Origin of the sequence: Chitinibacter sp. GC72, from assembly GCF_009760905.1 — a bacterium.
Classification (GTDB): Bacteria; Pseudomonadota; Gammaproteobacteria; order Burkholderiales; family Chitinibacteraceae; genus Chitinibacter.
Genome location: NZ_VIRW01000011.1, coordinates 32,000 through 56,420, shown reverse-complemented (window position 1 = coordinate 56,420; position 24,421 = coordinate 32,000). Strand labels below are relative to the sequence as shown.

General features: G+C 56.2%; 22 protein-coding genes and 1 pseudogene. 18 read left to right on the top strand and 5 right to left on the bottom strand.

All coding sequences use genetic code 11. The annotated features are described in order from the left end of the window. Positions 1-259: 259 nt before the first annotated feature. The 5 genes and pseudogenes from FLS37_RS10690 to FLS37_RS10670 all read right to left on the bottom strand — a co-directional run bounded on the left by FLS37_RS10690 (position 260) and on the right by FLS37_RS10670 (position 7,818). The gene (locus FLS37_RS10690) at positions 260-1,927 is read right to left on the bottom strand and encodes an SWIM zinc finger family protein (protein ID WP_157669920.1); all 1,668 of its coding nucleotides are present in this window, start codon (positions 1,925-1,927) and stop codon (positions 260-262) included. Further along, the gene (locus FLS37_RS10685; RefSeq protein ID WP_157669919.1) at positions 1,927-5,133 is read right to left on the bottom strand and encodes a hypothetical protein; all 3,207 of its coding nucleotides are present in this window, start codon (positions 5,131-5,133) and stop codon (positions 1,927-1,929) included. Before FLS37_RS10685 ends, FLS37_RS10690 begins: the two co-directional genes overlap by 1 nt. Positions 5,134-5,362: 229 nt before the next feature. Continuing rightward, positions 5,363-5,623, bottom strand: a pseudogene (locus tag FLS37_RS10680) (transposase); the annotation flags it as partial. A 238-nt stretch (positions 5,624-5,861) separates the two neighbouring features. Further along, on the bottom strand, positions 5,862-6,593 hold the full coding sequence (locus FLS37_RS10675) for a DNA-3-methyladenine glycosylase I (RefSeq protein WP_157669917.1): 732 nt from the start codon (positions 6,591-6,593) through the stop codon (positions 5,862-5,864). A 379-nt stretch (positions 6,594-6,972) separates the two neighbouring features. Then, positions 6,973-7,818 (bottom strand): helix-turn-helix transcriptional regulator, encoded by an 846-nt coding sequence (locus tag FLS37_RS10670; protein WP_198314584.1) that lies wholly within the window; start codon positions 7,816-7,818, stop codon positions 6,973-6,975. A gap of 194 nt (positions 7,819-8,012) precedes the next feature. Here FLS37_RS10670 and FLS37_RS10665 point away from each other — a divergent pair, with 194 nt between their 5' ends. From FLS37_RS10665 to FLS37_RS10580, 18 genes are all read left to right on the top strand, one after another. Beyond that, positions 8,013-8,327, top strand: a complete 315-nt coding sequence (locus FLS37_RS10665; protein WP_157669915.1) for a helix-turn-helix transcriptional regulator — start codon at positions 8,013-8,015, stop codon at positions 8,325-8,327. Beyond that, entirely contained in the window at positions 8,320-10,149 is a 1,830-nt protein-coding gene (locus FLS37_RS10660) for a Mu transposase C-terminal domain-containing protein (protein ID WP_198314583.1), read from the top strand. The genes FLS37_RS10665 and FLS37_RS10660 overlap by 8 nt, the downstream gene beginning before the upstream one ends. Beyond that, complete coding sequence (locus tag FLS37_RS10655) at positions 10,130-10,867, top strand: hypothetical protein (RefSeq protein ID WP_157669913.1); 738 nt, start codon at positions 10,130-10,132, stop codon at positions 10,865-10,867. Before FLS37_RS10660 ends, FLS37_RS10655 begins: the two co-directional genes overlap by 20 nt. Positions 10,868-11,059: 192 nt before the next feature. After that, on the top strand, positions 11,060-12,112 hold the full coding sequence (locus FLS37_RS10650; protein WP_157669912.1) for a phage protease: 1,053 nt from the start codon (positions 11,060-11,062) through the stop codon (positions 12,110-12,112). Further along, on the top strand, positions 12,109-12,513 hold the full coding sequence (locus tag FLS37_RS10645; RefSeq protein ID WP_157669911.1) for a hypothetical protein: 405 nt from the start codon (positions 12,109-12,111) through the stop codon (positions 12,511-12,513). Before FLS37_RS10650 ends, FLS37_RS10645 begins: the two co-directional genes overlap by 4 nt. Positions 12,514-12,527: 14 nt before the next feature. After that, on the top strand, positions 12,528-13,364 hold the full coding sequence (locus FLS37_RS10640) for a Mu-like prophage major head subunit gpT family protein (RefSeq protein WP_157669910.1): 837 nt from the start codon (positions 12,528-12,530) through the stop codon (positions 13,362-13,364). Beyond that, positions 13,364-13,774 carry a gp436 family protein gene (locus FLS37_RS10635; RefSeq protein WP_157669909.1) on the top strand — a complete coding sequence of 137 codons (411 nt, stop codon included), beginning with the start codon at positions 13,364-13,366 and terminating at the stop codon, positions 13,772-13,774. The genes FLS37_RS10640 and FLS37_RS10635 overlap by 1 nt, the downstream gene beginning before the upstream one ends. Then, a complete protein-coding gene (locus FLS37_RS10630) occupies positions 13,774-14,196 on the top strand; it encodes a hypothetical protein (protein WP_157669908.1) in 423 nt (140 codons plus the stop codon). Before FLS37_RS10635 ends, FLS37_RS10630 begins: the two co-directional genes overlap by 1 nt. Positions 14,197-14,207: 11 nt before the next feature. Continuing rightward, positions 14,208-14,393: a hypothetical protein gene (locus tag FLS37_RS10625; RefSeq protein WP_157669907.1), complete on the top strand. Its 186-nt coding sequence runs from the start codon at positions 14,208-14,210 to the stop codon at positions 14,391-14,393. Positions 14,394-14,395: 2 nt separating this feature from the next. Further along, positions 14,396-15,340: a phage tail tube protein gene (locus FLS37_RS10620; RefSeq protein ID WP_157669906.1), complete on the top strand. Its 945-nt coding sequence runs from the start codon at positions 14,396-14,398 to the stop codon at positions 15,338-15,340. A 9-nt stretch (positions 15,341-15,349) separates the two neighbouring features. Next, positions 15,350-15,697, top strand: a complete 348-nt coding sequence (locus FLS37_RS10615) for a hypothetical protein (RefSeq protein WP_157669905.1) — start codon at positions 15,350-15,352, stop codon at positions 15,695-15,697. A 62-nt stretch (positions 15,698-15,759) separates the two neighbouring features. Beyond that, entirely contained in the window at positions 15,760-16,023 is a 264-nt protein-coding gene (locus FLS37_RS10610) for a DUF1799 domain-containing protein (protein WP_157669904.1), read from the top strand. Between the two features lies 1 nt (position 16,024). Further along, a complete protein-coding gene (locus FLS37_RS10605; protein WP_157669903.1) occupies positions 16,025-18,877 on the top strand; it encodes a phage tail length tape measure family protein in 2,853 nt (950 codons plus the stop codon). A gap of 8 nt (positions 18,878-18,885) precedes the next feature. After that, positions 18,886-19,482 (top strand): hypothetical protein, encoded by a 597-nt coding sequence (locus FLS37_RS10600; protein ID WP_157669902.1) that lies wholly within the window; start codon positions 18,886-18,888, stop codon positions 19,480-19,482. Beyond that, entirely contained in the window at positions 19,482-20,039 is a 558-nt protein-coding gene (locus FLS37_RS10595; RefSeq protein ID WP_157669901.1) for a DUF2163 domain-containing protein, read from the top strand. The genes FLS37_RS10600 and FLS37_RS10595 overlap by 1 nt, the downstream gene beginning before the upstream one ends. Beyond that, the gene (locus FLS37_RS10590; RefSeq protein WP_157669900.1) at positions 20,036-20,473 is read left to right on the top strand and encodes a hypothetical protein; all 438 of its coding nucleotides are present in this window, start codon (positions 20,036-20,038) and stop codon (positions 20,471-20,473) included. The genes FLS37_RS10595 and FLS37_RS10590 overlap by 4 nt, the downstream gene beginning before the upstream one ends. Next, positions 20,461-23,127, top strand: a complete 2,667-nt coding sequence (locus FLS37_RS10585) for a phage tail protein (RefSeq protein ID WP_157669899.1) — start codon at positions 20,461-20,463, stop codon at positions 23,125-23,127. The genes FLS37_RS10590 and FLS37_RS10585 overlap by 13 nt, the downstream gene beginning before the upstream one ends. Then, the gene (locus FLS37_RS10580; RefSeq protein ID WP_157669898.1) at positions 23,124-24,416 is read left to right on the top strand and encodes a hypothetical protein; all 1,293 of its coding nucleotides are present in this window, start codon (positions 23,124-23,126) and stop codon (positions 24,414-24,416) included. The genes FLS37_RS10585 and FLS37_RS10580 overlap by 4 nt, the downstream gene beginning before the upstream one ends. The last annotated feature ends 5 nt before the right edge of the window (positions 24,417-24,421 follow it).

Below are 24,421 nucleotides of genomic sequence, written 5' to 3'. Positions count from 1 at the left end.
GGTACGTGCTACCTGCGACATTGGGCTTGGCACAAGCCGCACCGTCATGTCGCAGGTAGCACGTACCGGCCCAGTGAAGAACAGGCCAGTGACGCGTGGAACAGCAAAAGACAAGGCTGGCGATGCACCAGCCGGGTTGCAAGAGCCTCCCCACCACACCATTCGAGTCTAACAGACCCGGAAATCCCCCTTCAATAAAGCGTTAATTAACAAGCGTCTTTACAACAGCAACAAGGCAAACCGTCAGCTGGGTTTAAAGCTAGGTCACCGACACGGCGCTTTTCGTTTTTTGTCTTACCATGTCCCGCTGTGCAGCCAGCCGGGTGGCGATAATGTGTTCGCAAGGCCCACGGTACAAGCGGTTCTGGGTATAAAAATGACACTGGCAGCCAGCGTCGGTCATTCTTTCGTCTACATCAATGAGACAATATGGGGTATAGCTCTGGCCATTAACTTTAATCTGTGCGGTAACGCTATACCCAGATTCAACCTGCTCAATCTGAATCTTTTTGACTTGCCCAGCCGCCACCAGCGCAGCCGCAGTGTTTTCACGTTCGCTGACTAACTGGCTGATCTTCAGCGGTTCTCGACTTAGCTCGCGCAGGCGGTAAGCACCTTTGCTTAAGTCGTAAATCACGCGCCCATCTTGCGATAGCAGCAGCAAACCGGATGCCACGACCTCTGAATCCAGCGCACACTGCTGCGCGAGCTGAGCCACCGTCGCGGTGAACTGCTGCGCCAGAGTTTGCAAAATCCGCTCGCAAGTCGCGTGATCGACGTTTTGCCGCGCACCCAGCAAATCAAACTGACCGCAACGCGACCAATCATTCGCAGTCCAGCCCGACAGTCCCAGCGTAAATTCCCAGCCGGGCGCTGCCACTTGCCAGAAACTGGGCATGCCGCTACCTAGAAGCAGCACGTCCACGGTGGTGGCCAGCGGAATCAGCCGCTCCAGCTGCAACAGACGGCGGCGCCCCCATAAGCGTATTGTTTGCGTTTCGGTGGCGCTGTGGCTGGAGCGCGGGCATTCCAGCACCGTATTCCACGGCTCGAATACCATTCTGACTGGCTGCCCCGGCACCAGCTCGCAGCGAATTGAACGCGGCCCGACGCGCTCTTTGCGGCGTTTGAGCAAGTGGCAAATATTGTGCAAATCCATCGGATCTAGCGTTAATTTGATGCCGGGTTGCGCCATCGCGCTGCTGACTTGCAAAAAGCCGCGCACCCAGCTGTCGGGTACGTCGATTTTATGTTCGACAAATTGATCCGCTGCAGCGGTTTGCACGCTTAAGCCCGTACCGGCGATTTCCAAGCGGGTGGGGTGGTAAGGCCGGATGCGTTGAAATTCATCGTACAGTGCCTGCGAATAATCGATATTGGTCGTGCCATACACCGTTTCCCCCTGCGCTTCAAAAAACGTGTGATCAAACGACAGCCGCGCGTAGGTGGATTCGTCTTGACTAAAGCATTCAAAGAACACCAAATCGGGATGTACGGTAATCACCGGATCGAGCACGTACCACCATTCACGATTGTGTTGATACAGATGGTCAAAATAAGCGTGCTGTGCTTTGAGGAAAGGCGATAACACCGCGTCTTTTTGCTTGCGCAAGGCCTTTAATTCATCCTGCAGCGCGGCGACCTGCTGTTTCAGTACGCCCGCTTGGCTCATGAATTCGGCGAGCAAATTGCTTTCATTGGCTTGCAGCCAGGCTAAGTAAGCCGTGTGGTCGCGGCCGCGAAAACGCAAATCAGCCAGTACCACGCGATGCAAGGCCGACATGGTTTCGCGAAACGCCACATGCTGCCTAATCTCGGCGATAAACTGCACCGGCGCACGCAAGGTATCGGCCGCAAAAGAAACTGCCGTGGCACCGCCTTGCTGACTGACTGCACTTTCTCCGGCGTATTGATATTTGAATTCCATCAGGCAACTCCGCGTACTGGCTGCTGACACTCTGTTTGCCGGCGCTCTGGCTGTCGATGCTCTAGCGGACAAATTTGCAGGCCGGTTTCGATGTGCGGATAGTACTGGCGGATTTTGGCCAGCGCTGCAATGTATTGCGCCTTGTCGGCGATAGCGACAGTGAGTACCAGCCGTTGATACAAACTGGCGACTTCCTGCGCCAGATTCTCCGATTGTAATGACAACGCCGACAGTAATTTAAACAGTGCCTGCTTGGCAGCTCGGCCTCGGTTGACTTGGGATAGCACCGTCAGCAGAAATTGACGGTACTCGGCCAGCTGCAGATGTTTTGCTTGATGGGCGTCGTACCCCGACGACTCGCTCGCATCCAATACCTGCGCCAGCCAGCTCGCTACAAAACGCTGCACCTGCAATGAGGGATGCGCTGCCAGCGCCAGCAAGCATTCTTGATCGCGCTGCTGTGCCAAGCGTTGTTGCAGTAAGTCGCAGCCCAAGGCGCGCACTTCTGGGTATTCGTTATCACACAAGGCAATCATTGATTCAGGCGACCATGCGTCGGGGTCGACCCGTTCCAGCAGCCAGCCCAGCGCCTGCTGGCGCGTATCAGGCCAACGGCTTAACAAGACGGGCAATACGCCGGAAACGCCAATTTGCGGCCAATTCGTGTCTAGCACCTGCATCGCGCGCTGCCGCACCGCCAGCGCCTCGTGCCGCGCCAGCCAAGACCAGTCGCTTAGCGCGACTTCATGATCCTGACTTTGCTGCAATAGCCAACTGCCATACGCTTGTGCGCCACGGCTGCGCGCCAGCAATAAGCGCAACATTGTGGCCTGATCGGCGCGCAAATGCATAAATTCGGCCAAGGTGGCGGTGAGTAAAGTCAGCAAGTCTGCGTGCAATCCCTCGCTGCTTTCAGCGCGGAACAAGGCATCAAATAGCGGAGCCAGCGCATTGGCGGGCAAGCTAGGCGCAATCTGCTGCAAGGCCTGCTGTGCAGCTTGGCGCACTTGCGCTGCGTCGCTGAGGCAGAAATTGAGCAGCATGCTGCTTTGCGTGAGCAGGACATCGGTTGGCAATGCGGCCAGTAAACGTACGCCAGCGGCTTGAATCTCTGGCTCAGGGCTGGATAACAAGCGCTGATACGCCGTTGCCGGGCAATTTTGTGCCGGATAATGCAGCAAAGCGCCAGCAGCCAGCAGCACAATCGGCTGCGCTGTATGCTGTAGCAAGGCTAAAAACTCAGGGTATACATCGGTAGTTAAGGTTTTAATTAGCGGATTAGCCAATACCCATGAGAGGTTTTCGCAAATCTCGGCCAGCGCAAAGCTATGCTGATCACGCAGCTTGAGCTCGGAGAGCAGTTGCACCAGTAATGCCGTCAACAGCGCTGGCTGGCTGGCAGCAATCTGACATAGTACACGGCCAAAACGGCGCACTTCCGGCGTACGCGCCAACACCACTGCGCTCAGTGTGGCTAAGCTGCCTGTTGCGGCTTGAGGGTTTTGCTCGAGGATTGTTAGGCCAGCTTGCGCGACCGCGGGATGGCGACTTGCTAGCAGCAAGGCCAGCCAGTGCTGTGAGTTGTCGCTACTTACTTTCGGCAAAATCCAGCGCATGGCCGCTTCGGCGGTGACCGCCATCGGGCTGTTAAGCAAACGCGCCCAATAGTGTTCGTCCAACTGTTGCAGATAAATTTGCTGCGGGCGGGTCGGCTCGCCGTCTGTGCTTAGCAGCAAGGGCGCGGCAAACGAATGCACCAGCTCGGCGCGGCTGGTCAGCAATAGGTGTAGCAAGGCATCAGGGCGCTCGGCCCACATAGCGGCAAACGGCGCAGGCTGCTGCGTCTGCTCGCCGTGCCACGGCGTCGCCGACCACCATAATTCGCTATTGCGTCCGCAATGTATCGAGCCAGATGCCTTAAATAATAAACGGTTGAGCAGCATGCTGCGTGAAAACGGATGGCAATAGCGGGTTTGCATTTGCCAGCGACCTTGCTCAAACACCGAGGTATTGTGCTGGGTGTAGCCGCTCAAATCGGTGCGGGCATCGTCGTATTGCAATAAAGCGGCCGCCGCCAACGGTACAAATTCTGCACTACCCTGCACCGCCAAGCGGCGTAAATAGCGCCAACCACGCCGCACCAGATAGGCGCGGGTGTGGTTGGAATAAGCCAGCCGGCTATCGTTACGTGGCAATTCCTCGTTTGAACGCAGCCATTCATTATCAAACGCCACCCATTGCATGGCATGCGAGCGCGTGAATTGCGCCGGTGTTTGCTCAAAACGGCGCTGCAGCAAAGACCAGACCGCCGCGTCGCCACGCAGCTCGGCGGCTTTATAAATATGTCGCGCTGCACGGAATGTTCCCCCGAGCAACGGTAAAGTGCTCAAAGCCTGCAATAGCAAGGGCCGCGCCCAGTTGGCGGACAAACTCACTCGATCAAATTCTTCTAGCCAGTCGCCGTACGGCTGGCGCAGCAAGGCTTGATCCCACTCAGTTGGCGCACTGAGCCGCGCTTGCAAAGTGGCAACATCTTGCTGCTGCCACGCTTCTCGCAAAGGCAGCGCCCAATCGGCGATCTGGCGCTCAGCCCATTGGCTGCGCTCGGATTCGTTCGCCAAGGCCAGCCAAGCATCGCGGGCGATGCGCTGCGCAGCAGGATGAGTCGCGCGGCGGCTTAATTCATCAAGCGCCGCCATTGCGCCGCGATCATGGCAACGCCCCAAAACCCAGGCAATACAATAATCGAGCAGACCGTGCTTCGTTTTTTCGCTGCCGAGCAATTCAATGAGCCTTGGCACCGCAGCAGCGGCGCGCACTTCACCGATGCGCCAGACCAAGCGAGTGCGCTGGCGAGCACTGAGTAAGCGCCAAGCATCGGCGTGTAAATCTTTGATTAATCGAGTATCAAGTTCGGCTTGCTGTGAGGTATGGCGCGGATCAGGCGATGTGGCGGATTTCGAATCGGTTTCTGTGTGGACAGCCGGAATAGCGGTATCGGCTTGCAAAAAACCATCAGCCAGTCGGGCGGCCAGTACCTGCTGCTGCGCGGCCAAGGCGGCAGCGTGGTTGGAAAAGCGCGCCAGCACTTCAGGCGCGCTAGCTGAGTACTGCTGCAATAACAGCCAGTCATCTTGCTCTGGCTGCAGCCAAAGGCTGAGCTCCGATTCACCGGGTCGGTAAAGCTGATCTTTGCTCGCAGTCATACTGCTGTCTCTTGTGCTGACTTGGCCTGCAATCATAAGCGACAACTATTGATGGTTTCCATGCCTACTATGAGTCAGGTAAGGTAATTAACATAAAAACAACGAGTCTTTGTAAAGTTGGCATGGGCAAATTGCGCACATCACGGCCAAGATTGGCCACGGATGTCGCGCCAGCGCAACCGTTAACCCAACGTCAGCAGACCCTAGTGCAATAATCTGGGGCGACTCAATCTAAATTGGCGAGCTGCAGCAGGCTTTCAACCATGCCAGTGGCTTGGCGCAATGTGAGGCCGAATAGGTATTTGATAGTGAGGCAGAACTGAATGGTGGCGTCGCTGAAAGTAGGGGCTCGTCCGTGCTTGCCAGTCGGTTCAGCAGCCCATTTCAGCGTTGGATCAAGCCAAAGCATCAATGCGCCACACGATTTCAATGCGGCGTGATAGCTTGGCCAGTGGGTGGTTTTGTACTTGTTAGGCGCGGGTTTGCTCATACAGCCATTCTACCAGCGGCACTACGCCGCTGATTTGTGCAACAAAGCCCTTTGCCTGCCGAGCTCACCAGTTAATTCTGCTTCATTATTCAGATGCATGCCTACGTATTGCTAGCTAGGACAGTGCTGCAAACGCCTGCATTAATATACCCTGCCATATTGCTCTGCAATGCCTGCTCAGCTGCTCTTGATCGCCGGGATGATCAATGCGCGCAATCGGGCATGTGCTTGTGCCTGCTCATTCAATCACCGCTTTGAACTTACTGCTTTCATGTTGAATCAGCTGGCTTTCATAATTCACGCCCACCGAATAGGCGGCGATTTTGCCTAGATGGGTGTAGGGCAGGCCGGTTTCTGCGGCCCAATCATTAAATAGCTGCTGGATTTTGTTTAAATCGCGTTTAGCTGTTGGCTGATCGGGAATGTCCAGGCCAGCCAACTGCAGCGCCAGCACCACGTCTGGCGTTAAAACAAATGCATCTTTGCCGATATAGCGCAGCAACCATTGCCCCGTTTGCCCGCCCAGGCAGCTGCCGTGGCTTTTGAGAAAGGCCATCAACTCGACTTGCCGTGAAGGAGGGTATGTATTCAGAAAGCGCGCAAAGCTGCCGTGTTCATGGCTATACGCTCGCACAAAGCTGACATTTTCCATCAACGCTTTAATCTTTGGCCAATGCCGCACCACGCGGGTGTCGTTGCAATACGCTTCCCATTGCTCGGCGGACAGCATCGCCAGCGTATCAACATCAAAGCCGAAAAAAGCATCTTCAAACTGCGGCCATTTATTGCTAATCACTGTCCAGTTAAAGCCCGCCTGATTAATGGCTTTGCACATCATCGCCAGAATGCGGTGATCGGGCAGCGCCAAAAACTGCGCCTCGCTCGCTACCGAGGGCAATAAATCCTGCAGAGCCTGCGCGCCGCCTTTGCGCGCTATGGCGCGGGCTTGGATTTCAGCGAATTTTTGCATATTGACCTCAGGTTTTGATTCGGGGCTAGTCGTCAAATTAATCTCGATGTATTGCCCGCTAAGCCTTGCGGATGAATGCTTGCAGTCAAATACATCGTGGTGGTATCAGCAGGGTGGATTTTATCCTATGTGGGGTGGTGGGAGACTTGTCATCCGGGACTGAGTGGGATGCAGCGGGATTAAACTCAACGGCGGTGCGGGTTTGCGGCTGCTCTGGGTTAAAAAGTGCGTGGCGGCAGCTTTGGCACGGCTTGGACTGGAAACAGCTATATTTGTGCGATATTTGGCGCGGACTGATTCGGGGAGTGCTTCTCCTGAATTGTCCGCGCTTTTTTATGCCCAACAGCGTTAAAACGTAGGTTTTATTGAGGTTGTCGCATTAAATCTTGGTATTGAGGTGGATAGCGCGACCGATAATGTCGATTTCGTGCTCGGCCATCTGGCTTAGATTGATTTCAAAGCTGGCATAGGCCGGATTGTCGCTCATCACCCGCACCACGCCGCCAGGTAGTGGCTGCAAGCGCTTCACCAGCAGCTCATCATTCATCCGTAATACAAATACGCCCTCGGCCACGCGGCGTTGTGCCGTATCGACCAGAACAATACAGCCATCCTTCAGGCTCGGTTCCATTGATTCGCCCTTCACACGCATGCAAAACACCTGGTGTGGTTGCACGCCCATATAGCGCAGGAAGCTGGCCTTGAACATCAGGGCTTCGGTTTCCTGCTCATCCATATAGTTCACCAGGCCATTGCCCGCCGCCGCGCACAGCTTGGGCGCATAGATCACGGGTACAAACAGCGAAGTATCGATGCCTGCCGCCCAATTCTGCCAGGCATTGAGCTGTGGCTCGCCGTCGGGGTTGGGCCAGAACGTCGCCACAGCAGGGGCGCTTGCGAGGATGGGGCTGCTGACTGAACTGGTGCGCGGCTCTTCGCGCAGCAACTGGCGCGCAGCGGATTTGATCTCGGGGGTTAGATTGCCTTTGAACATCTGGCCTTCGCCTGTTGCAAGCCAATCGAGCTGAATTTTTGCAGCTTTGGCAAGATTTACCATTGCCTCTAATGGTGGCTTGCTGCTGCCCCTGATGTAGCGATAGAGCATATCTTCAGAAATCCCCGCAGCTTCAGCTGCAGATTTGCGACCCCCGAGAATGTCGGCTGTTGCGGAAATTCTAGTTCCGATTTCTTGTTGCAGAATCGGAACGCTGGATTCTTCGGACATAGATAGTTCCTTTTCTAGCATAAGCCTATGTTTTGCATGGTAAACCTAGTATTTGTGCGTGTCTTTTTTATCCGACAGGAAACAGAACGAAAATTGAGAACGCATAAATACTAGATAAAGAACGCAAATATTCTTGATTGCATAGAATATGTGCGTTAGTATGCACACATCGACAACCGAGGAGGGTTTAGGCGATGAGTGCATTACTAAGCCAAAAAAATACCGCCGATGATTGGCATCGGGCGGATATTTTGGCGGCATTACATAAAAAAGGCTGGTCGATGCGCGCCTTGTCGAGAGAGGCGGGCTTGAGTGAAACCACACTCAAAACCGCACTAGATCGACCTTATCCAAAAGCTGAGCGGATTATTGCCGCCGCCATAGGGCTCGCACCAGAGGCCATTTGGCCACAGCGTTATTACAAGCGTAATTTTAAGCCGGTTTTCCCTGCCTTGTCTGTAATCGTTGCGGGAAAAGGCCTCAATGATACGGAGAGGGGCCATGAGTAATGAGCCTGTCGAAATTAAAACTCACTACAGCGCCGCCGAGTTGGCTGGGCTGAAATTACCGGATTTGCCTGGCAGCGAGCGAGGGGTTTCAAAGTGTGCTCAGCGTGAGAGCTGGGCTTGCCGTCGCAAAACAAAAGGTAAAGGTGTCGAATACGCCATTGCCAGCCTACCCAAATCCGCGCAACAAGCGCTGCAAAAGCGTCAGGCTGATGCACTGCTGGCAAATTTGCCAGTGGCCGATGTGGCGCAACGCCCTTTGCCGAGCGAACTTAAAAAAGCCCGCCGCGAACAGCAACTGAATTTAACGCTGGTGTCGGTCGACGAATTGAGCGATGCGCAACGCGCGGCGGCTGATGCACGGATGGCGCTGGTGTGCGAAGTGTTCAATATCCAACGGGTGCTGAAATCGAAGAAAAGGGCGGCGGTGTATGTGGCCGAGGCGGCGAAAAATCGCACCTTGCCCGAGCTGCTGCAGCAACTGGTCGATCATGCCAATGCGCGCAGCAGTGCCGATCGTGTCGTGAGTGATCGCACGCTACTGCGGTGGTGTGACAAATACGAATCGACCGATAGCCCGAGCGAGCGCTTGCGCCGTTTGGCACCGCAAGTGCGGCAAAAAGACATGCGCACACCGTGGTGGCTGGGCGAATTTCTGGCGGTGTATCGCCGCCCGAGCAAGCCTGCGCTGGTCGAGTCGTATCGCGAGTTTGTCAAAGCGCTGCCAGTGAATGAAGTGCCGCCGAGCATTGATGCGGTGCGCCGAATGCTGAAAAAGCTGCCGCCGAAAATGCTGTACGTCGGTCGCCATTCCGGTGCGGCCTTGAAAGCCAAGCTGCCGTTTGTGCGGCGTGACTGGAGTTTGTTGACGCCGGGCGACGTGCTGGTTGGCGACGGGCACGGCATGAAATGCAAGGTGATCAACCCTGAAACGGGGCAGCCGATGGTGATTGAAGTGACGTTAGGACTGGATTGCAGCAGCCGCCTGGCGATGGGCTGGAGCACCGCCCTATCGGAAAACGTGATCGCCGTGTCAGACATGATCCGTCATGTGGCCAGCAAATACCCGCCACCACTGATTTATTACTCGGATAACGGTGCGGGTGAAACCGGCAAGGTGCTGGATGCGCCACTGACTGGGATTTTGCCGCGACTGGGCATTCATCACGAAACGGGTATTCCGGGCAACCCGCAAGGGCGCGGCCTGATTGAGCGGGCATGGGGAACGATCACGATTCCGCTGGCGAAAAAATACCCGACTTATCAGGGCAAAGACGCCGACCGCGACACGCTGCGACTGGTGAATCGGGATATCCGCCGTGCACAGACGGTGCAGCGCAATGCAGGGGAAGGCATGACGGTGAATTTGCCGCATGTGCCTAGCCTGGCTGAGTTTGTCGCTGATTTGGATGCTGCGATCAATGAATACAACCAGCGGCCACATAGCTCGCTGCCGAAAGTAAATGGCGTGCATATGTCGCCCAAAGCGTATTACCAGGCACACCGTAGGGCCGAGGATGTGATGCTCGATGAGATGGAATTACGCGACTTATTCCGCCCTACGTTTACCCGCAAGGCCATGCGTGGCGAGGTGAAGCTGTGGAACAACGTGTATTTCAGCGAAGAGCTGATGGAGGTGGATGGGCAGGAAGTGCAGGTAGGCGTGGATATCCACGATGGATCGGCGGTGTCGATCCGCAATATGGACGGTAAGTTTATCTGTATGGCTGAGTTTGACGGCAATAAACGCGCCGGATTCCAGGTACCCGCCCAATGGTTTCAATTGCCGTTGTCGTGTCCGGCCTGTGTCAAAGTCAGCGCTTGATGAAGAAGGTCTGCGCCTTGAGTCATCCGAAGGTCGCTTATCGACAATTACCGTGGAGACCGGCACCAACAAACGTACAGGTGAAGTGTACGAGACACAACGAACGGGCATCAAAGTGTCGGGCAGCGATGGGCGCACACACTGGTTTGCTCCTGATGCCGGTTTTAACAGCAATCCGGGTGTGCAGCGCTACCAACCAGACCTGGACAAGTACGACTATCACGATGCGCGGCAATATGTGGCCGATACATTGCGTGGTGCTGATTTTGAGGGGTGGTACAAGGATCTGGCCACAGTTGTTGAGCGTGGCCTGGCCGAAGGTGGCAGCTCAACCGAATTGCGTCAGGTGCTTGCAGCAAGGCAGCGTTTTCCGGTTGCGGTGCTTGATGCGGATGGGATGGATAAGCTGGGAAGTCAAAGTCAAACGGTGTGGCTGTCTGACGATACTTTGGCTAAACAGCTGGTACATCGGCAGGGTCAGGCCGTGGGGCTGGAAGATTATTGGCGAGTGCAACAAGTGCTTGAAGCGCCGCAGATGATCATTGCTGACCGTGATTTGCACCTGAAATTTATCCGACAGGACGATAAGTGGTGGGTTGCCGTGGTGAAGGTGACGCGCACAGGGAAAGAAAACTATTTGCAGTCGTTCTACATCACGACAGAAAAAGAGGTGCGCCGGTTGATGCGTAACAGCGCGAATGTTGAGGGCAATATTTAAAGGAAGGTGCCAGGAGAGGACTCCCGCTTCACTCTCACGCGATCCGTCTTGCAACGTTCTACGGCAGGGAGGTATTCACCGTGTTTCTGGCACCAACTCAGTATGACAAACCGTTGCAATAGGTGCAAGTCGAATGAAATCCAGTATTGATATCCGCTCGGAAGACGTCCACCCACGCCGCACCATAGCGGCATGAAACGAGAAACCCCACTCACTCCGATGATCGCCGCGCTGGCTATTGAAGTCAGCCTCACGCCCAATGCTGAGCGTCAGACGATCAAGCTATTTCCCGCTGGCGAGTTTCGCGGCGTCGATGGTCGACCTGCTGAGTGCGCGGCATGGATATTGGATAGCACCAATGCCGAGCTGTTGGTTGCCACCGCCTTAACCCGGCAGACCCGCTATGTGGTCGACTACGAACATCAGACGCTGAAAGCCGCCGAGAACGGCAAGGAAGCGCCCGCATCAGGCTGGTTTAAAACGCTGGAATGGCGTGAAGGTGATGGTCTGTATGCCGTCGATGTGGAATGGACTGCCAAAGCAGCCGCCCATATCGCGGCCAAAGAGTATCTCTATCTTTCTCCCGTTTTTCTGTATGGCCTCGACGGTCGTGTACTGAAACTGCTGCACGTTGCCTTGACCAATACCCCCGCACTGGATGAGTTGCCACCGTTGTCATTGGCTGCGTTGTCACGTCTGGCGTGCCCACCCCCTGTTTCCATTACTGAGGAGAATCCTGTGAAACGTGAAGAACTGATTGCCATGCTCGGCTTGGCCGCGACAGCGACCGATGTCGAAATCACCACCGCGATGGCCGCGCTGAAAGCCAAGGCTGACAGTGCGGATGCGCAAATTGCGGCCTTGTCTGCGAATCAAGTCGATCCTGCCAAGTTTGTTTCTGTTGATGTAATGCGCCAATTGCAAGGCCAAATTGCGTCGCTGACGGCTCAGACACAGGCAAGTCAGACCGAGCAGTTGCTGACGGCCGCATTGAGTGACGGCCGCTTACTGCCCGCACAGGAAGCCTGGGCGCGTGATCTGGCCAAAACCAATGCTGCTGCTTTGACGGCCTATCTCGACACTGCGCCAAAAATCGCGGCGCTAACTGCAACGCAAACCGGCGGCAAGCCACCAGTTGATCAGCCGCTGGGCGGGCTGGATGACACCACGCTGGCCGTCTGCAAAGCCTTCGGCAATAGCGTCGAAGATGTTCAAAAAACCATCGCAGCAGGGAGTCAATCATGACCGTTGCCATCGCAGATCGTAATACCCCGCTGAAAGACGGCGAGCTGGTTCGCATCCCAGTGGCTGCAAACGCCAAGATTCTGGCCGGAACGATTGTTTGTGCCAGCGCAACCGGCTTCGGTACGCCAGGCGCTACGTCAACCACGCTGGCTTACCTCGGCATGGCGGATGAATGTATCGATAACACAGGGGGCGCGGATGGCGCTGTCACTGTTGGCGTGCGTCGTGGCAAGGCATTCAAGTGGGCCAACGACGGTGCTGATCCTGTAACGCAGGCCAGCTTGGGGCGCGTTTGTTACATCGTCGATAACCAGACCGTGGCAAAAACCAACGGTACCAATACCCGCTCGCAAGCCGGGATCGTCGTCGGCCTTGAAGCTGATGGCGTTTGGGTTCAATAAGGGGAGTATGCGCAATGATTGTTAATGCACCGGCTTTGAAAGCCATTTTCGTTAATTTGAAGACCACGTTTAACAATGCCTTTGATGCCGCGCCATCGTCCTGGCAAAAAATTGCCATGCTGGTGCCATCGGGCACCAAGACCAACGATTACAAGTGGCTATCCAATTTCCCTCGCATGCAGAAATGGATTGGCGAAAAAGCAGTTAAATCGCTGGCAGGCTTTAGCTACACCATCACCAATGATGACTGGGAAGCGACGGTCGAGGTAGATCGGAACGACATCGAAGACGACCAGTTGGGCGTTTATGCGCCACAAGCACAGATGGCCGGTTTCTCAGCCAAGCAGCTGCCGGATGAAATTGTGTACAGCCTAGTGAATCAGGGTTTTGCCAGCGTTTGCTACGATGGCCAGTACTTCTTTGATGTTGATCACGCAGTGAATGGTGCATCGGTATCGAATAAAGGCACCAAGAAACTCTCTTGCGTATCGCAGGCTGCAGCAATGGCCAGCTACGGTAGCGTAAGGGGGCTGACCATGATCCGCATTACTGCAAAAGTAAACGGTTTCCGCCGTGCGGGTCTGGCCCACCAAGCCAGCCCGACCGAACATCCGAACGACACCTTTACCGAGGCGCAACTGGCGCAGCTGCTCGCTGAGCCCATGCTGGTGGTCGAAGTGTTGGACGACCCTGAGCCAGCAGGCGGTGACAAAAATCCCGCTGCTGCGCCTGTTGTTGATGCAGCGGTGAAGACTGCCGCGAAACCTGCCGCGAAACCTGCTGCGAAATCTAAAGCGGAAGGTAAGTCGGAAGCAGACAAATACGTCGCGGCAGGCAAGGCGGCTCAGTAATGACCTACGCCACGCAGGCTGACATGCTGTTGCGCTTCGGTGAGGACGAGCTACTCGGCCTCACCGACCGTGAGAACACCGGCACGATTGAAGCAAGCGTCGTCGAGCGAAACATTGCCGATGCCGACGCTGAAATCGACGGTTATCTGGCGGCGCGTTACCAGCTGCCCTTGGGGCATACGCCGCCGATTCTCAATCGCCTGTCGTGCGACATCGCCCGCTATCACCTGTATGGCGAACGCGTCACCGACACCGTGCGCAAGCGTTACGAAGATGCAGTGCGCCTACTGAAGGGGATGGCAGACGGTAGCGTCAAGCTGGGGATTGATAACGGTGCGCCGGTGGACAGCAGCAAAGGCGATATGGCGGTCATGACGTCCAGTGCGCCGGTGTTTGGTCGGGGGTACTAATGAAGATCAAACCCATCATTGAGTATCTGAAAGCGCAGTGCCCATTGCTTAAATCAGTTGGCGGCGCAGCGGATTATGCGGAAGGCAAAAAGTTACTCAAGCACCAGTTGCCCGCTGCATTCGTAATTCCTCTTGGTGATATTGACGGCCCCAACTCTGTTGTGGGTGAAGTGCACCAAGAACGGCGCACCGCTTTTGCGCTGATTTTTGCTCAGAGCAATCTGAAAAAAGCCGGGGGCGTTGACGACGTCGATGAGCTGCAGCAATTGAGAGCGCAAGTGCGCGATGCACTGCTCGGCTGGTTGCCGCCTGAATGCGATCAGGCTATCGAAGCGGCGGGCGGCAAGTTGCTCGACTTTGATGATGCCGTGCTCTGGTGGCAAGACGACTACGCCACCGGCTATGCCATTTACAGTCAATAAGGAATCGAAAGATGCCCCCAAAAGTAAAAGCTGAAGCAGCACCTGCTGTACCTGAAGCTGCCGAAGTCCGTGACGAAAATCATGGCCACGGCGGCAGCTACATCGTGAATGCCGATGGCACGCGTACTTTGCAAGCGCGCACCGAGCTGGCTGAAGCACCAGGCGCGGCTGATGAGCCTACAGAGAATAAGGAGTAATCATGCCAGCTGTTGCTAAAAAATACCGCAATGTCTTGGTCACGGCCAAGCCTGAAGCAATTTATGGCACCGATGCAGCACCGGAGGCGACGACCAATGGCGTGCTGTTGCGCAGCATGACGCTCAATCCACTCGAGCAGGAAATGGAGTCGATGGATTACCTTCGACCGTATTTCGGCAACGGCGAAGAAATCTCGGTAGCCGAATCATGCAGCGCTGAGATTGAGGTCGCCTTAGCTGGCAGTGGTGCGGCTGGCACTGCTCCCGCGTGGGGTGCGTTGGTACGTGCATGTGGTATTAGCGAATCAATCACACCGGGTAGCAAGGTTGAATATCGACCGATCACCAACTTCATGGAGTCACTGACGCTATATGCCTATTTAGACGGTCACGTGCATAAAATCGTCGGCTCTCGCTCGGATCTTCAATTGAGCTTTACAGCAAAAAAAGTGCCTGTGATGAAATTTAAACTCATGGGTTTGTTCGCCCCTGTCATCGATTTGGCAACGCCAGCCGGTGCCGTGTTTACGAGCTGGAAAAAACCCGTGCCGTTTTCTACTGCATTCACACCGGATATTAGTCTGTTTGGCGTTTCCGACCTCGCAGTTGAATCGTTTGAATTCAACCTCGGCAATGATCTGCAGCATCGTGTGCTGGTCGGAGCGGACGGTGTCGAAATTGCGGATCGCAAACCCAGTGGCAGCAGTGCTTTCCGTATGCCGCCAATCGCGGCCAAAAACTGGTTTGATGTCGCACGCAATAGCGATACGGGCGCGGTGCGAATCATCCACGGCACTGTGCCGGGCAACATCATCCAGTTCGATGCTCCCGCCGCACAGATCAAAAACCCGTCGTACAAGAATAGCGAGGGCGATTTGATGTTGGACGCAAAAATGACGTTCTTGCCAGTGGCTGGCAATGACGAATTCGTGATCACGGTGAAATAAGGAAAACCAATGGAAGCGTTAAGACTTGAATCCCTCGGGGCGTATTTTCACACGGTGACTGTGGATTTCCCGATGGGGAATGGGATATTTAAATCGGCAAGCTTTGACGCCCAGTTTGCTCGTTTGGAGCAAGAAGAGCTGGAAGAACTATCAGCCAAAATTGTGACCGGCGCGATCCCTGATCGGGAGGTCGTTGAGCGGGTATTGGTCGGCTGGCGTGGCCCGCTTGATGCCGCCGGTAACCCGCTGCCATTCAGCCCTGAAAACCGCGATGCCGTGCTCAAGCTGTACCCGACCCAGCCCACCATCGTGCGTGAGTTCGTGCGCTCGATTGAGGTGGCTAAAGAAAAAAACTGATCGGGGCCGTCGAGTACTTGCTCGGCGGCCGTAAATGCAAGCTCGACGAAGCGGCCAACAAATTGGGAATCACGCTTCCCGCCGACTGGCAGCAGGAAGATGAATACGAGCTGTGGCCAGAGCATCTGGCCGTTTTTTATCTGTTTCTGGACTGCCAAACCCAATGGCGCGTGCTGCCCTCCGGGCATTTTCAGGGCTTTGATTATCTAGCGGTGGAATCTGTCATGCGCATGCAGCGAATCAAACCCGCAGATCGTGCGGCCTTGCTGGCCGATCTGCGCGTCATGGAGCAAGCCGCGCTCGATATCTGGGCTGAGGAAGATTAGCGTGTCGAATATTCATATCAAGATCACCGGTGACGGCAAAGCCTTTATCAGCGAAGCGGGTAAAGCGGATACTGCCATCGACCACCTAGGCGACACTGCACGCAAAACCAACACAGACCTCAACCATCTGGGTGATACCACACGGAAAACCGGCGCGGGCATCGACCATCTGGGTGACACTGCTCGCAAAACTGGCACCGAGATGCAGCGCGGCGCAGAGCAAGGCGGCAAAGCCGTCACCGACATGGGCAACAGTGTGGGTGCAGCGGCGACAAAGTCGGAGGCCGGTCTGGAGCGCATCGACCGTAAGCTCAAACAAACGGCGCGCACCGGCGAAATCAGCGCCGCGCAAACCACCAATGCGCTGCGCCAGCTGCCGATGCAGATGACCGATATTGTGACCCAGCTGGCGGGTGGGCAGAACCCGTTTTTGATCATGGTGCAGCAAGGTGGCCAGATCAAAGACAGCTTTGGCGGCATTGGCCCGGCGATCAAGGGCATCACTGCTGCCATCAGTCCGATGGCAGTGGCTGTGGGTACTGCTGCGGCGGCAGGTGGCGCGCTGGCCTATGCGTTTTACAGCGGTAGCCGCGAAGCGCAGGATTTTAGCAAAGCCATTGCCTTCACAGGGAATGTCACTGGCGTCACGACGAATCAGCTAACCGACATGAGCTCACGGATTGGCGACACCATTGGCACACAAGCTCAGGCTGCCGAAACGCTGGCCCTGATTGCCGGATCTGGCCGTATTGCCGCTGAAAGTATGGAGCGCTACGGTGAAGTGGCCGTGCGAGTGAACAAGGCCACAGGCAAAGAAGTGGCCGATACCGTGAAGGAATTTGCCAGCCTGGCCGACGCATCCGTGGCGGCGTCACTCAAGCTCAACGATACTTATCACTACCTCACCGCCTCTGTGCTGGAGCAAATCCAGGCACTAGAAAAGCAAGGCCGCACGCAAGATGCGGTGAAGCTGGCACAGGATACGTTTGCCAATGCGACGGACAGAATGTCCAAGCAAGTGATCGAGAATGTGGGGAATATCGAACGAGCCTGGCGAGGGCTGAAAAGCACAATAGCTGGGGTCTGGGACGATATGTTGAATGTGGGGCGTAAATCCACCCCCGCACAAGAACTGGCTGCGCTCCAGGCTCAGCTCAAAGCAACTCAGGCGCAGCTGAAAATGACGCCTGAAAATGGTCGACGTTCTGATTATGGTAATCGTCTAATCGAAGATCCGGGCGCGGCTCAGCAACGTCAGGATTTGCTCGCCAGAGAGAAATATCTAAAAAACGAAATCGACAATCGTTTGGAGCTGCAGCGTCTTGAAGGTAAGCAATCCGCCATTTTGGCCGAGCAAAATCGAGTCCGTGAAGATGGCGTGGCGGCATTTACTTATCTGTCCAAAGCCACTGAAGACGCGGCCAATAAGCAGGAAAAATACAATACCGCGCTGGCGAAAGAGCGCGACATGCAAGAAAAGCTGCGCAAGTCGCAGCCCGATAGCCCACTGCTCAAACCTGCCGCGATTGCCAAACGCGAAGCAAAAATCCGCACAGATATTTACGGCGATGAGAAAAAGCCTCGCTCTCCGCGTGGAGCCATTGGCTCGCCCACCGATAACGAGCTGGCCAGCCTGCAAGCCAAGATTGCGGCGGTCAAAGAGGAGCTAGCATGGGGCAATAAGCTCAATGACGGCGAAAAGGAAGCACTGCGCATTCGCGAACAGCTCGGCTTTGTCACTGACCGCACGATCCGGCAAAAGCTGGCGCTAAAGCTGATCTCGGCTGAAGAATATGCCAGCTTGCTCCGCGTAGCCGATGCGAGCAAAGCACGCGCCGACGCGGTTAAAAAGCAGGAAGACGCTGATGCCCGCGAGATCAAGCAGCTGACTGAATCGGCCGTATCCTGGGAAAACAAGCTTAAATTTTACGGGATGGCAGAGAGCGAGCTGGACGCCTACACATTGGCGCAGCTCAACGCGACTATCGCTGACAAAGAAGCGCTGGCCACCCGCACGGCGGATACCGGTGAGCTGGCTAAAGAGATCGCGCTGCTCAAAGAAAAAGCGGAATTGCTCGGGCGCAAAGTCACCGCCCGCCAGGGCGTTGAAAAACTGGATGCTGCAGCCAAAGCAGCCAAAGACTTTGAGGAAGAGCGAAAAGCGGCGGCTAAAGAGCTGCAAGGCACCTATTCCGGCTTGTTCCAGGGCATGGAAGACGCTGCGGTCAATGCATCCAAAGGTATTAAAGTCAGCTCAAAAGACATGTTCAACAGCCTCATCAGTGATCTGGTTCGCTACCAGTGGCGGCTATCCGTCACCAAGCCACTAATGGGCTGGATGGACAAAATGGGCGGCTTTGGCGGCCTGATTTCGTCTGGCCTCAATCTGTTATCCGGCGGTGGTGGCGTCGGTAGCAATGTGGGCGCAGCAAGCAACGGCTTTGGCATGTTGAGCAGCCCAGTGCCGTTTGCCAACGGCGGCATCATGACCAGCGCTGGCCCGCTACCTTTGCGCACCTACTCAAAAGGCGGCATTGCTAATTCACCCCAGCTCGCGCTGTACGCCGAGGCTGGAATGAGCGAAGCCTATGTGCCGCTGCCCGATGGCCGCTCTATCCCCGTCACCATGCGTGGCGATTTTCGCGCTCGGCCGCCAGCTGGTAATGGGGGCAATGGCGGCACTAGCCCAATCAATATTTATCTGCAGCCCACTATCGACGCTCGCGGTGCAGATGCGGCCGCTGTATCCCGTATCGAAACCGCGCTAGCGCGGCTGGCTGATAACGTGAAGCCAATGGCCACTGAAGCCGTGCGGGCGGCGATGCTGCGCAACCGGCAGTCGCCACAATTTTAGGATTACTCATGGCGCAAATGCCTAACTTCCCCCCAGCCAGCCTCACGCCAGGCACGAGGGACACCACGTTTTCCAGCCGGGCGCATTCCGGGCGCAGCCAGTCGCGGCGGATCGGTACCACGCTTCTGACGTTTGATGTGGCCTGGTCGAGCCTGGATCGTGCCAAAGGCCAGCAGCTGTGGGCGTTTATCCAAGCCCAGAATGGCCGATTCGGCCGTTTCGAGTTTCAGCCGGCATTGCTTTGCGATAGCGCCAATTCTCACGCGCCTGCCATGGCTACGGTGCGCGATGCGGCCAATTCGCGGCAAAGGACGCTGGTGCTCAGTGGCTTGCCCGCTTCAAAAACCGTGTTGAACGCGGGTGACTATGTGCGTTTTGGCAATCACAGCAAGGTTTATGCCCTCGCTGCTGATGCAGTTTCCGATGCCAGCGGTGCAGCTGCAGTAACGCTGACCTGGGATCTGATCGAGCCTTTAGCCGCTGGCGTATCGGCCAAGCTGCGAGGCATCACTGTGCGCTGCTCGCTGCAAGAAGACACGCAGTCGCTGAATGTGCGCCCGCCGTTTCGGCATGACATCAGCGTCAAGCTGATCGAGGAGATTTAATGCGTGATTTAAGCCCCGGCACCATCGCAGAGATGAGTGCAGAGCAGCAACGCTGCGCGCATCTGCTGTCGATTGCCCTTGACGACGAAGTGATCTGCCTGACTGACGATGCGACCGCCATCCAGTTCGGCGGGCAGACGTTTTACGCGGCTGGCCAGCTGCTCAATATTGAGTTTGATGGCGATGCGGATGGGCTGGCGATCAATGGCACGACGGCGACGCTGTCGGGTGTTGATCAAGCTTTGATCGCAGCCACACTGCAGACCCGCTTTGTCGGCCGGGCGATGAATGTCTGGCGGGCGTATTTCAATAGCGCGGGCGTGATGCAAGAGCCGCTGCTGCTGTTTAGTGGCCGCTGTGATGGCCCAGCCATTGAAGAGAATGTTGATGATGGCAGCTCGGTGGTGCAGATCCGCGCCAGCAGCCACTTTGTCGATTTTGAGCGCGTGAACGGTCGGCTAACGAACGATGAATCGCAGCAGCGCCACTTCCCCGGTGACCGTGGTTTTGAATTTGTCACGACGCTGGGCAAAGAGCTGCAATGGGGTGGCCGATGAGAGCCGAATTTACGCAGCGCTTGTGCGATTTCGCTGAAGCGCAGATTGGCAAGCCTTACCGTCGCCCTGACACCGTGTGCATGGCGCTCGCGCTGCAAGGCATCGATTTCGCAGCAGCGACGGATTTTTACGGGCCCCATCGCCAGCACTTTAAATCTGCCGCCAGCCTGCAGCGTTTTATTGGTGCTACCGGGCTAGATGGTTTGATTACTTATATGGCGCAGCAGGGCTTTGACGAGATTCCAGTGTCGCAGCTCGCGGCGGGCGATATCGGCTTCACAGGGCAAGGTGCGCTGGGTATTGGCGCGGCGCTGCTGGTTGGCCGTCGTGCTTTGACATCGCACCCGGATACGGGTGTTGCGTTGTACCCAGTACCGTCGCTGTCGTTTGTGCGTGCGGTGCGTTTAACTCGGAGAGATTTATGCCAGCAGTAGCCGGTGTTGCCGCCTGGCTATCGACCTCGATTACGGTAACGGTCGGTGGGGCTTCGATCGCCATTGCCTCCTATGGCACGGTGATTGCGTTTGCCGCGACGACGGCATATGGCATGTCCCGTTCGGCATCGATGCGCAAAAAAGCCCGTGCAGCGGCGGCAGCACAGCGCGCTGAAATGAATGTGAAGGTGAATACGGTGGACAGCGTCGGTGCGCTGCCCATCGTGTACGGCCGCGCTCGCGTCGGTGGCCTTTTTGCGCTGCAGGCCGTTAGCCCTGACAAAAAGTATTTATACCTGGCACTGGCGCATTCCGAAGGCCGTTGCGGCATTCCGACCGATGCGGATTTATATCTTGATGATGTGCACTGGAAGGATGACCGGTTCAAGTTCGAGCACGAAACCCAGGTGCCGCGTGAAGAGTCTGGGGTCAGTGCAGGTGGGCAGGCGTACACGCAGACCGTGTATGACACGGTTCGTGAGCGCATTAGCACCGTCGAGTGGTTTTATCACGACGGCAATGACGGGCAGGCGGCGGATGCCAAATTATTAGCCGATCTGCCGCAATGGACGGCTGCGCATAAATTGTCTGGCGTCGCATACTCGGTACTCGTGCTGCGCTTTGAGCCCGATGTCTGGCGTGCAATGCCGGTGATCACGCTCGATCTGCCCGGCGTTCAAGTATTCGATCCGCGTACCGGGCTGTATGGCGCATCGAGCAATCCGGCGCTCGCGCTGCGTGACTATCTGCTGTCAGAGCGCTACGGCCGTGGCTTGCCTTTAGGCGCATTGGATGTGGATAGCTTTATCGCTGCGGCAAACTACTGCGATGCGCTGATCGACATGGGGCATAAAAACGCCGATGGCAGCATCAAACTGGTGCCGCGCTACGAAATCAACGGCATTCTGGATACTTCAAAGCCGACGCTCGACAACGTGCAAATCCTGCTCGATCACATGCGTGGCTCGCTGCTGTTCAGTGAGGGCAAGTATTCACTGGTGATCGACCAAGCCGATGTGTCGGTGATGACTTTTGACGAAAACAACATGACTGGCGGCTGGCAAGTCAAAGCGGCCGACCGGCGCGGCAAGCTCAATGCTGTCACGGCGCGTTTCGTTGATCCTTTGCGCCAGCATGCCGAGACGATTGTTACAGTGAAATCGCCATCTTGGTTGGCAGAAGACGCGGGGCTCGTGCTTGAGTCGACGCTGGAGTTCTCGCTGGCCAGCGACGAGCGCCGCGCGCGGTTTTTGGCGACTCGCGTGCTGCGTGATTCACGCAATGGTTTTGTGGTGACCTTCAAGGCATTTGCAGCAGCAGGTCGTTTGCAGCCGACCGATGTGATCAGCATCAGCCACGGTTCGACGGGCTGGATCAACAAGCGCTTTCGGGTGCTGACGGTCAAGCCACTGATCTCCGGCGATGTCGAAATCACGGCGCATGAGTACGACCCCAGCTTGTATGCAGATGATCCGCTCACTGCGGCACCGCCGCCCGTGGATTCGAGTTTGCCCGACCCGTTCGCGCCGCTGGCTGCGCCTGGCAATCTGGTGGTGGTCATTGACAACAATCTGGCCGCACCCGCCTTGCTCGCAACATGGGACGTGCCCATCGGCTTTGTGATTGGCTATCAGGTGCGCTGGCGACACGAAACTTCGCCAGATTGGCTAAGCCAGTACACCCGTGAGCTGGCAGCCAGCTTGCCGGTCTGGCTGGAGGGTAATTTCTTTGTTGAAGTCCGCGCCCAGTCGGCAATGGGCAAATATGGCAACGCGGCAGAAGTGCTGGCCACATTTGCGCCTGCAGCGCTGGTCGGCGTGTTTCCGCGCCCGGCCAGTGCGGCGCTGTACGGTCGTGTGAACGATGCGGGTGACATGAATAACGCCAAGCTGGTTTTAAAGTTCGACCCAGCGTTAGACGACAAACCAGACGGCGTGATGTTCAACTATGCGGTCACTGACGCCCCGAACGGCTTTCGAGTCCGCTCCGGCTCGGGTACGGGCAGCACGATCAAGATTGAAGCGGTGGCAGAGCTGGATAAAGGCATGCTGACCGCACTGGCGGGCTCGGACGTGCATCGCGTTGTGACGGCAACGCCCGAATTTCCTAATCGCACCAACATCGTGCTGGCGGGGATCTGGGCAAAGGTCGGCGCGTCGGCCTGGCGCAAAGTCGTGCGCTACGACTCGACCAGCTTCTACTTCGAACAGCCGCTCGATGTCGCCCCACAAGTCGGCGATGTCGTCGAGTGGGTAGACATCGCGTGGGTTGATGACCGCATGGCTTATCTGCGGCTAGGCATTCTAACGGATGGCACAAACTATGAAATCGTCCGCTGGGGTGGCGTTCACAGCAATGGTGCGCAGCACGAGTTGATCCATTGCGAGCGTGCGATTGAGGGCAGCACGCTGCTCGCTGCAGATGGCCTGATGTTTTACTACTTTCCGGCTGCGGGTTTGGGTACAACCCAGCTGGATTTGCCGGCAGCGGATTTTTCCGATCTGGGTGGTGGCACGTACAGCATCGCGGGCAATCTGGACTTGAATTTACCCGCAGGCGGCTGGGCATCGGCATCCGTGTACTTATATAAGCGCACGCCGCTGGGTATAGCACGGAGCTTTGCCATGCCTGTGAGCTACGGAGGTGAGCAATGACGCTATTAATTGGCCGTAGCTTTTCGAATGGCGGCATCACGGCTCCAGCAGAACCCGCAGGCCCGGTGATCGACCCGCGCAGTTATGCGGCCATCGACGCAATGGCCGTGATCAATGATCTGGCACAGCGGTTGAGCAATGTTGAGCGCGGCGTGCGCTATGCAGTGCAGGGTGATCGCGTTCTAAGTCAGATCGCGATTTGCCCGGAAGCAATTCTGATTCAGTCCAACAAAGTAGCTGTCGTCGGCGAAGTGACTTTTGCGGACTGGCATCGTGATGTGTCTGGCAACCCGACTGGCCAGATTGACCCGTCAATCACGCAGATTCGCGGCGGCGTGATTCGCACCGGCAAAGTGCTCAGTAACGACGGCCAGAGCTGGCTCGATCTTGATGCCAAGCTGGCGACCGAAGCTTTTATCAAATGCCGTGACACGGTATCGATCATGTCCACTGGCAATTTCAGTTTCGGTACCGGCACAAAGGCACTGACGTGGGATGGCGCAAATCTCAGAGTCGGTGCCAATGCGCTGATCAACAACTCGCTCGCGGCAACGGTTGAGAGCAATGCCAGCTATGGCGCTACGCGGGCGGTTGGCGATCTGACGCGGGATATTTTGAGTAACTCCTCGACTACGGTCATCCCCGTCACCACGAGTCAGCTTTTCCAGATGGGCAACTCAACGACCGGCGTTTTCATCGGCGCGGGCGGGATTCAAGCGAAGTCGGGTGGCAATACGACTTTTGCTTTAAACGCCGCGACGGGTGAGGCGTTTTTCAAAGGGAATGTCGATACGACTGGGCAAGTGCGCAGTGTGAGTAACGTCGCGTACTCAACAACGACAAACATGCCGTGGGGCAGCAACGTGCAAGTGGGTGCCTCGATCTGCGGTGACAACGTGAGCGCTGGCGGCGCGGCATTGCGTTCAGGGGTATTTGGCCGTGGCTCTGATTGCGGCGTATTGGGCATCGGCGGCACCTATGGTGTGGTCGGAGTCGGGACGTTCGGCGCTTACTTCGCGACAGCATCGCCGGGCAGCAAGGTTGAGCTGTGTCAGTTTGACAAAGCCATCGATGCCTACGGCAGCTCGCAATTTCGCGGCAGTGTACGAATCGATGGCGCGCTCGAAATGGTGAGTGGGGCGCTTGTCACGAATCTAAATGCAGATCGCGTGGACGGCTATCACGCGGCTGATCTATTCAACTTGGCCAATTTCATTGGGCAAGGCCCTTTTCAATTTTCAACCGACGGCGGCGCAAATTGGACATCCATTTTGCTGCGCAAAGCATAGGAGCA

Excerpts from the sequence above, each read along its gene's own strand:
- FLS37_RS10690 (WP_157669920.1), bottom strand. The coding sequence starts at position 1,927 with ATGGAATTCAAATATCAATACGCCGGAGAAAGTGCAGTCAGTCAGCAA.
- FLS37_RS10685 (WP_157669919.1), bottom strand. The coding sequence starts at position 5,133 with ATGACTGCGAGCAAAGATCAGCTTTACCGACCCGGTGAATCGGAGCTC.
- FLS37_RS10675 (WP_157669917.1), bottom strand. The coding sequence starts at position 6,593 with ATGCAAAAATTCGCTGAAATCCAAGCCCGCGCCATAGCGCGCAAAGGC.
- FLS37_RS10670 (WP_198314584.1), bottom strand. The coding sequence starts at position 7,818 with ATGTCCGAAGAATCCAGCGTTCCGATTCTGCAACAAGAAATCGGAACT.
- FLS37_RS10665 (WP_157669915.1), top strand. The coding sequence starts at position 8,013 with ATGAGTGCATTACTAAGCCAAAAAAATACCGCCGATGATTGGCATCGG.
- FLS37_RS10660 (WP_198314583.1), top strand. The coding sequence starts at position 8,320 with ATGAGTAATGAGCCTGTCGAAATTAAAACTCACTACAGCGCCGCCGAG.
- FLS37_RS10650 (WP_157669912.1), top strand. The coding sequence starts at position 11,060 with ATGAAACGAGAAACCCCACTCACTCCGATGATCGCCGCGCTGGCTATT.
- FLS37_RS10645 (WP_157669911.1), top strand. The coding sequence starts at position 12,109 with ATGACCGTTGCCATCGCAGATCGTAATACCCCGCTGAAAGACGGCGAG.
- FLS37_RS10640 (WP_157669910.1), top strand. The coding sequence starts at position 12,528 with ATGATTGTTAATGCACCGGCTTTGAAAGCCATTTTCGTTAATTTGAAG.
- FLS37_RS10635 (WP_157669909.1), top strand. The coding sequence starts at position 13,364 with ATGACCTACGCCACGCAGGCTGACATGCTGTTGCGCTTCGGTGAGGAC.
- FLS37_RS10630 (WP_157669908.1), top strand. The coding sequence starts at position 13,774 with ATGAAGATCAAACCCATCATTGAGTATCTGAAAGCGCAGTGCCCATTG.
- FLS37_RS10625 (WP_157669907.1), top strand. The coding sequence starts at position 14,208 with ATGCCCCCAAAAGTAAAAGCTGAAGCAGCACCTGCTGTACCTGAAGCT.
- FLS37_RS10620 (WP_157669906.1), top strand. The coding sequence starts at position 14,396 with ATGCCAGCTGTTGCTAAAAAATACCGCAATGTCTTGGTCACGGCCAAG.
- FLS37_RS10615 (WP_157669905.1), top strand. The coding sequence starts at position 15,350 with ATGGAAGCGTTAAGACTTGAATCCCTCGGGGCGTATTTTCACACGGTG.
- FLS37_RS10600 (WP_157669902.1), top strand. The coding sequence starts at position 18,886 with ATGGCGCAAATGCCTAACTTCCCCCCAGCCAGCCTCACGCCAGGCACG.
- FLS37_RS10595 (WP_157669901.1), top strand. The coding sequence starts at position 19,482 with ATGCGTGATTTAAGCCCCGGCACCATCGCAGAGATGAGTGCAGAGCAG.
- FLS37_RS10590 (WP_157669900.1), top strand. The coding sequence starts at position 20,036 with ATGAGAGCCGAATTTACGCAGCGCTTGTGCGATTTCGCTGAAGCGCAG.
- FLS37_RS10585 (WP_157669899.1), top strand. The coding sequence starts at position 20,461 with ATGCCAGCAGTAGCCGGTGTTGCCGCCTGGCTATCGACCTCGATTACG.
- FLS37_RS10580 (WP_157669898.1), top strand. The coding sequence starts at position 23,124 with ATGACGCTATTAATTGGCCGTAGCTTTTCGAATGGCGGCATCACGGCT.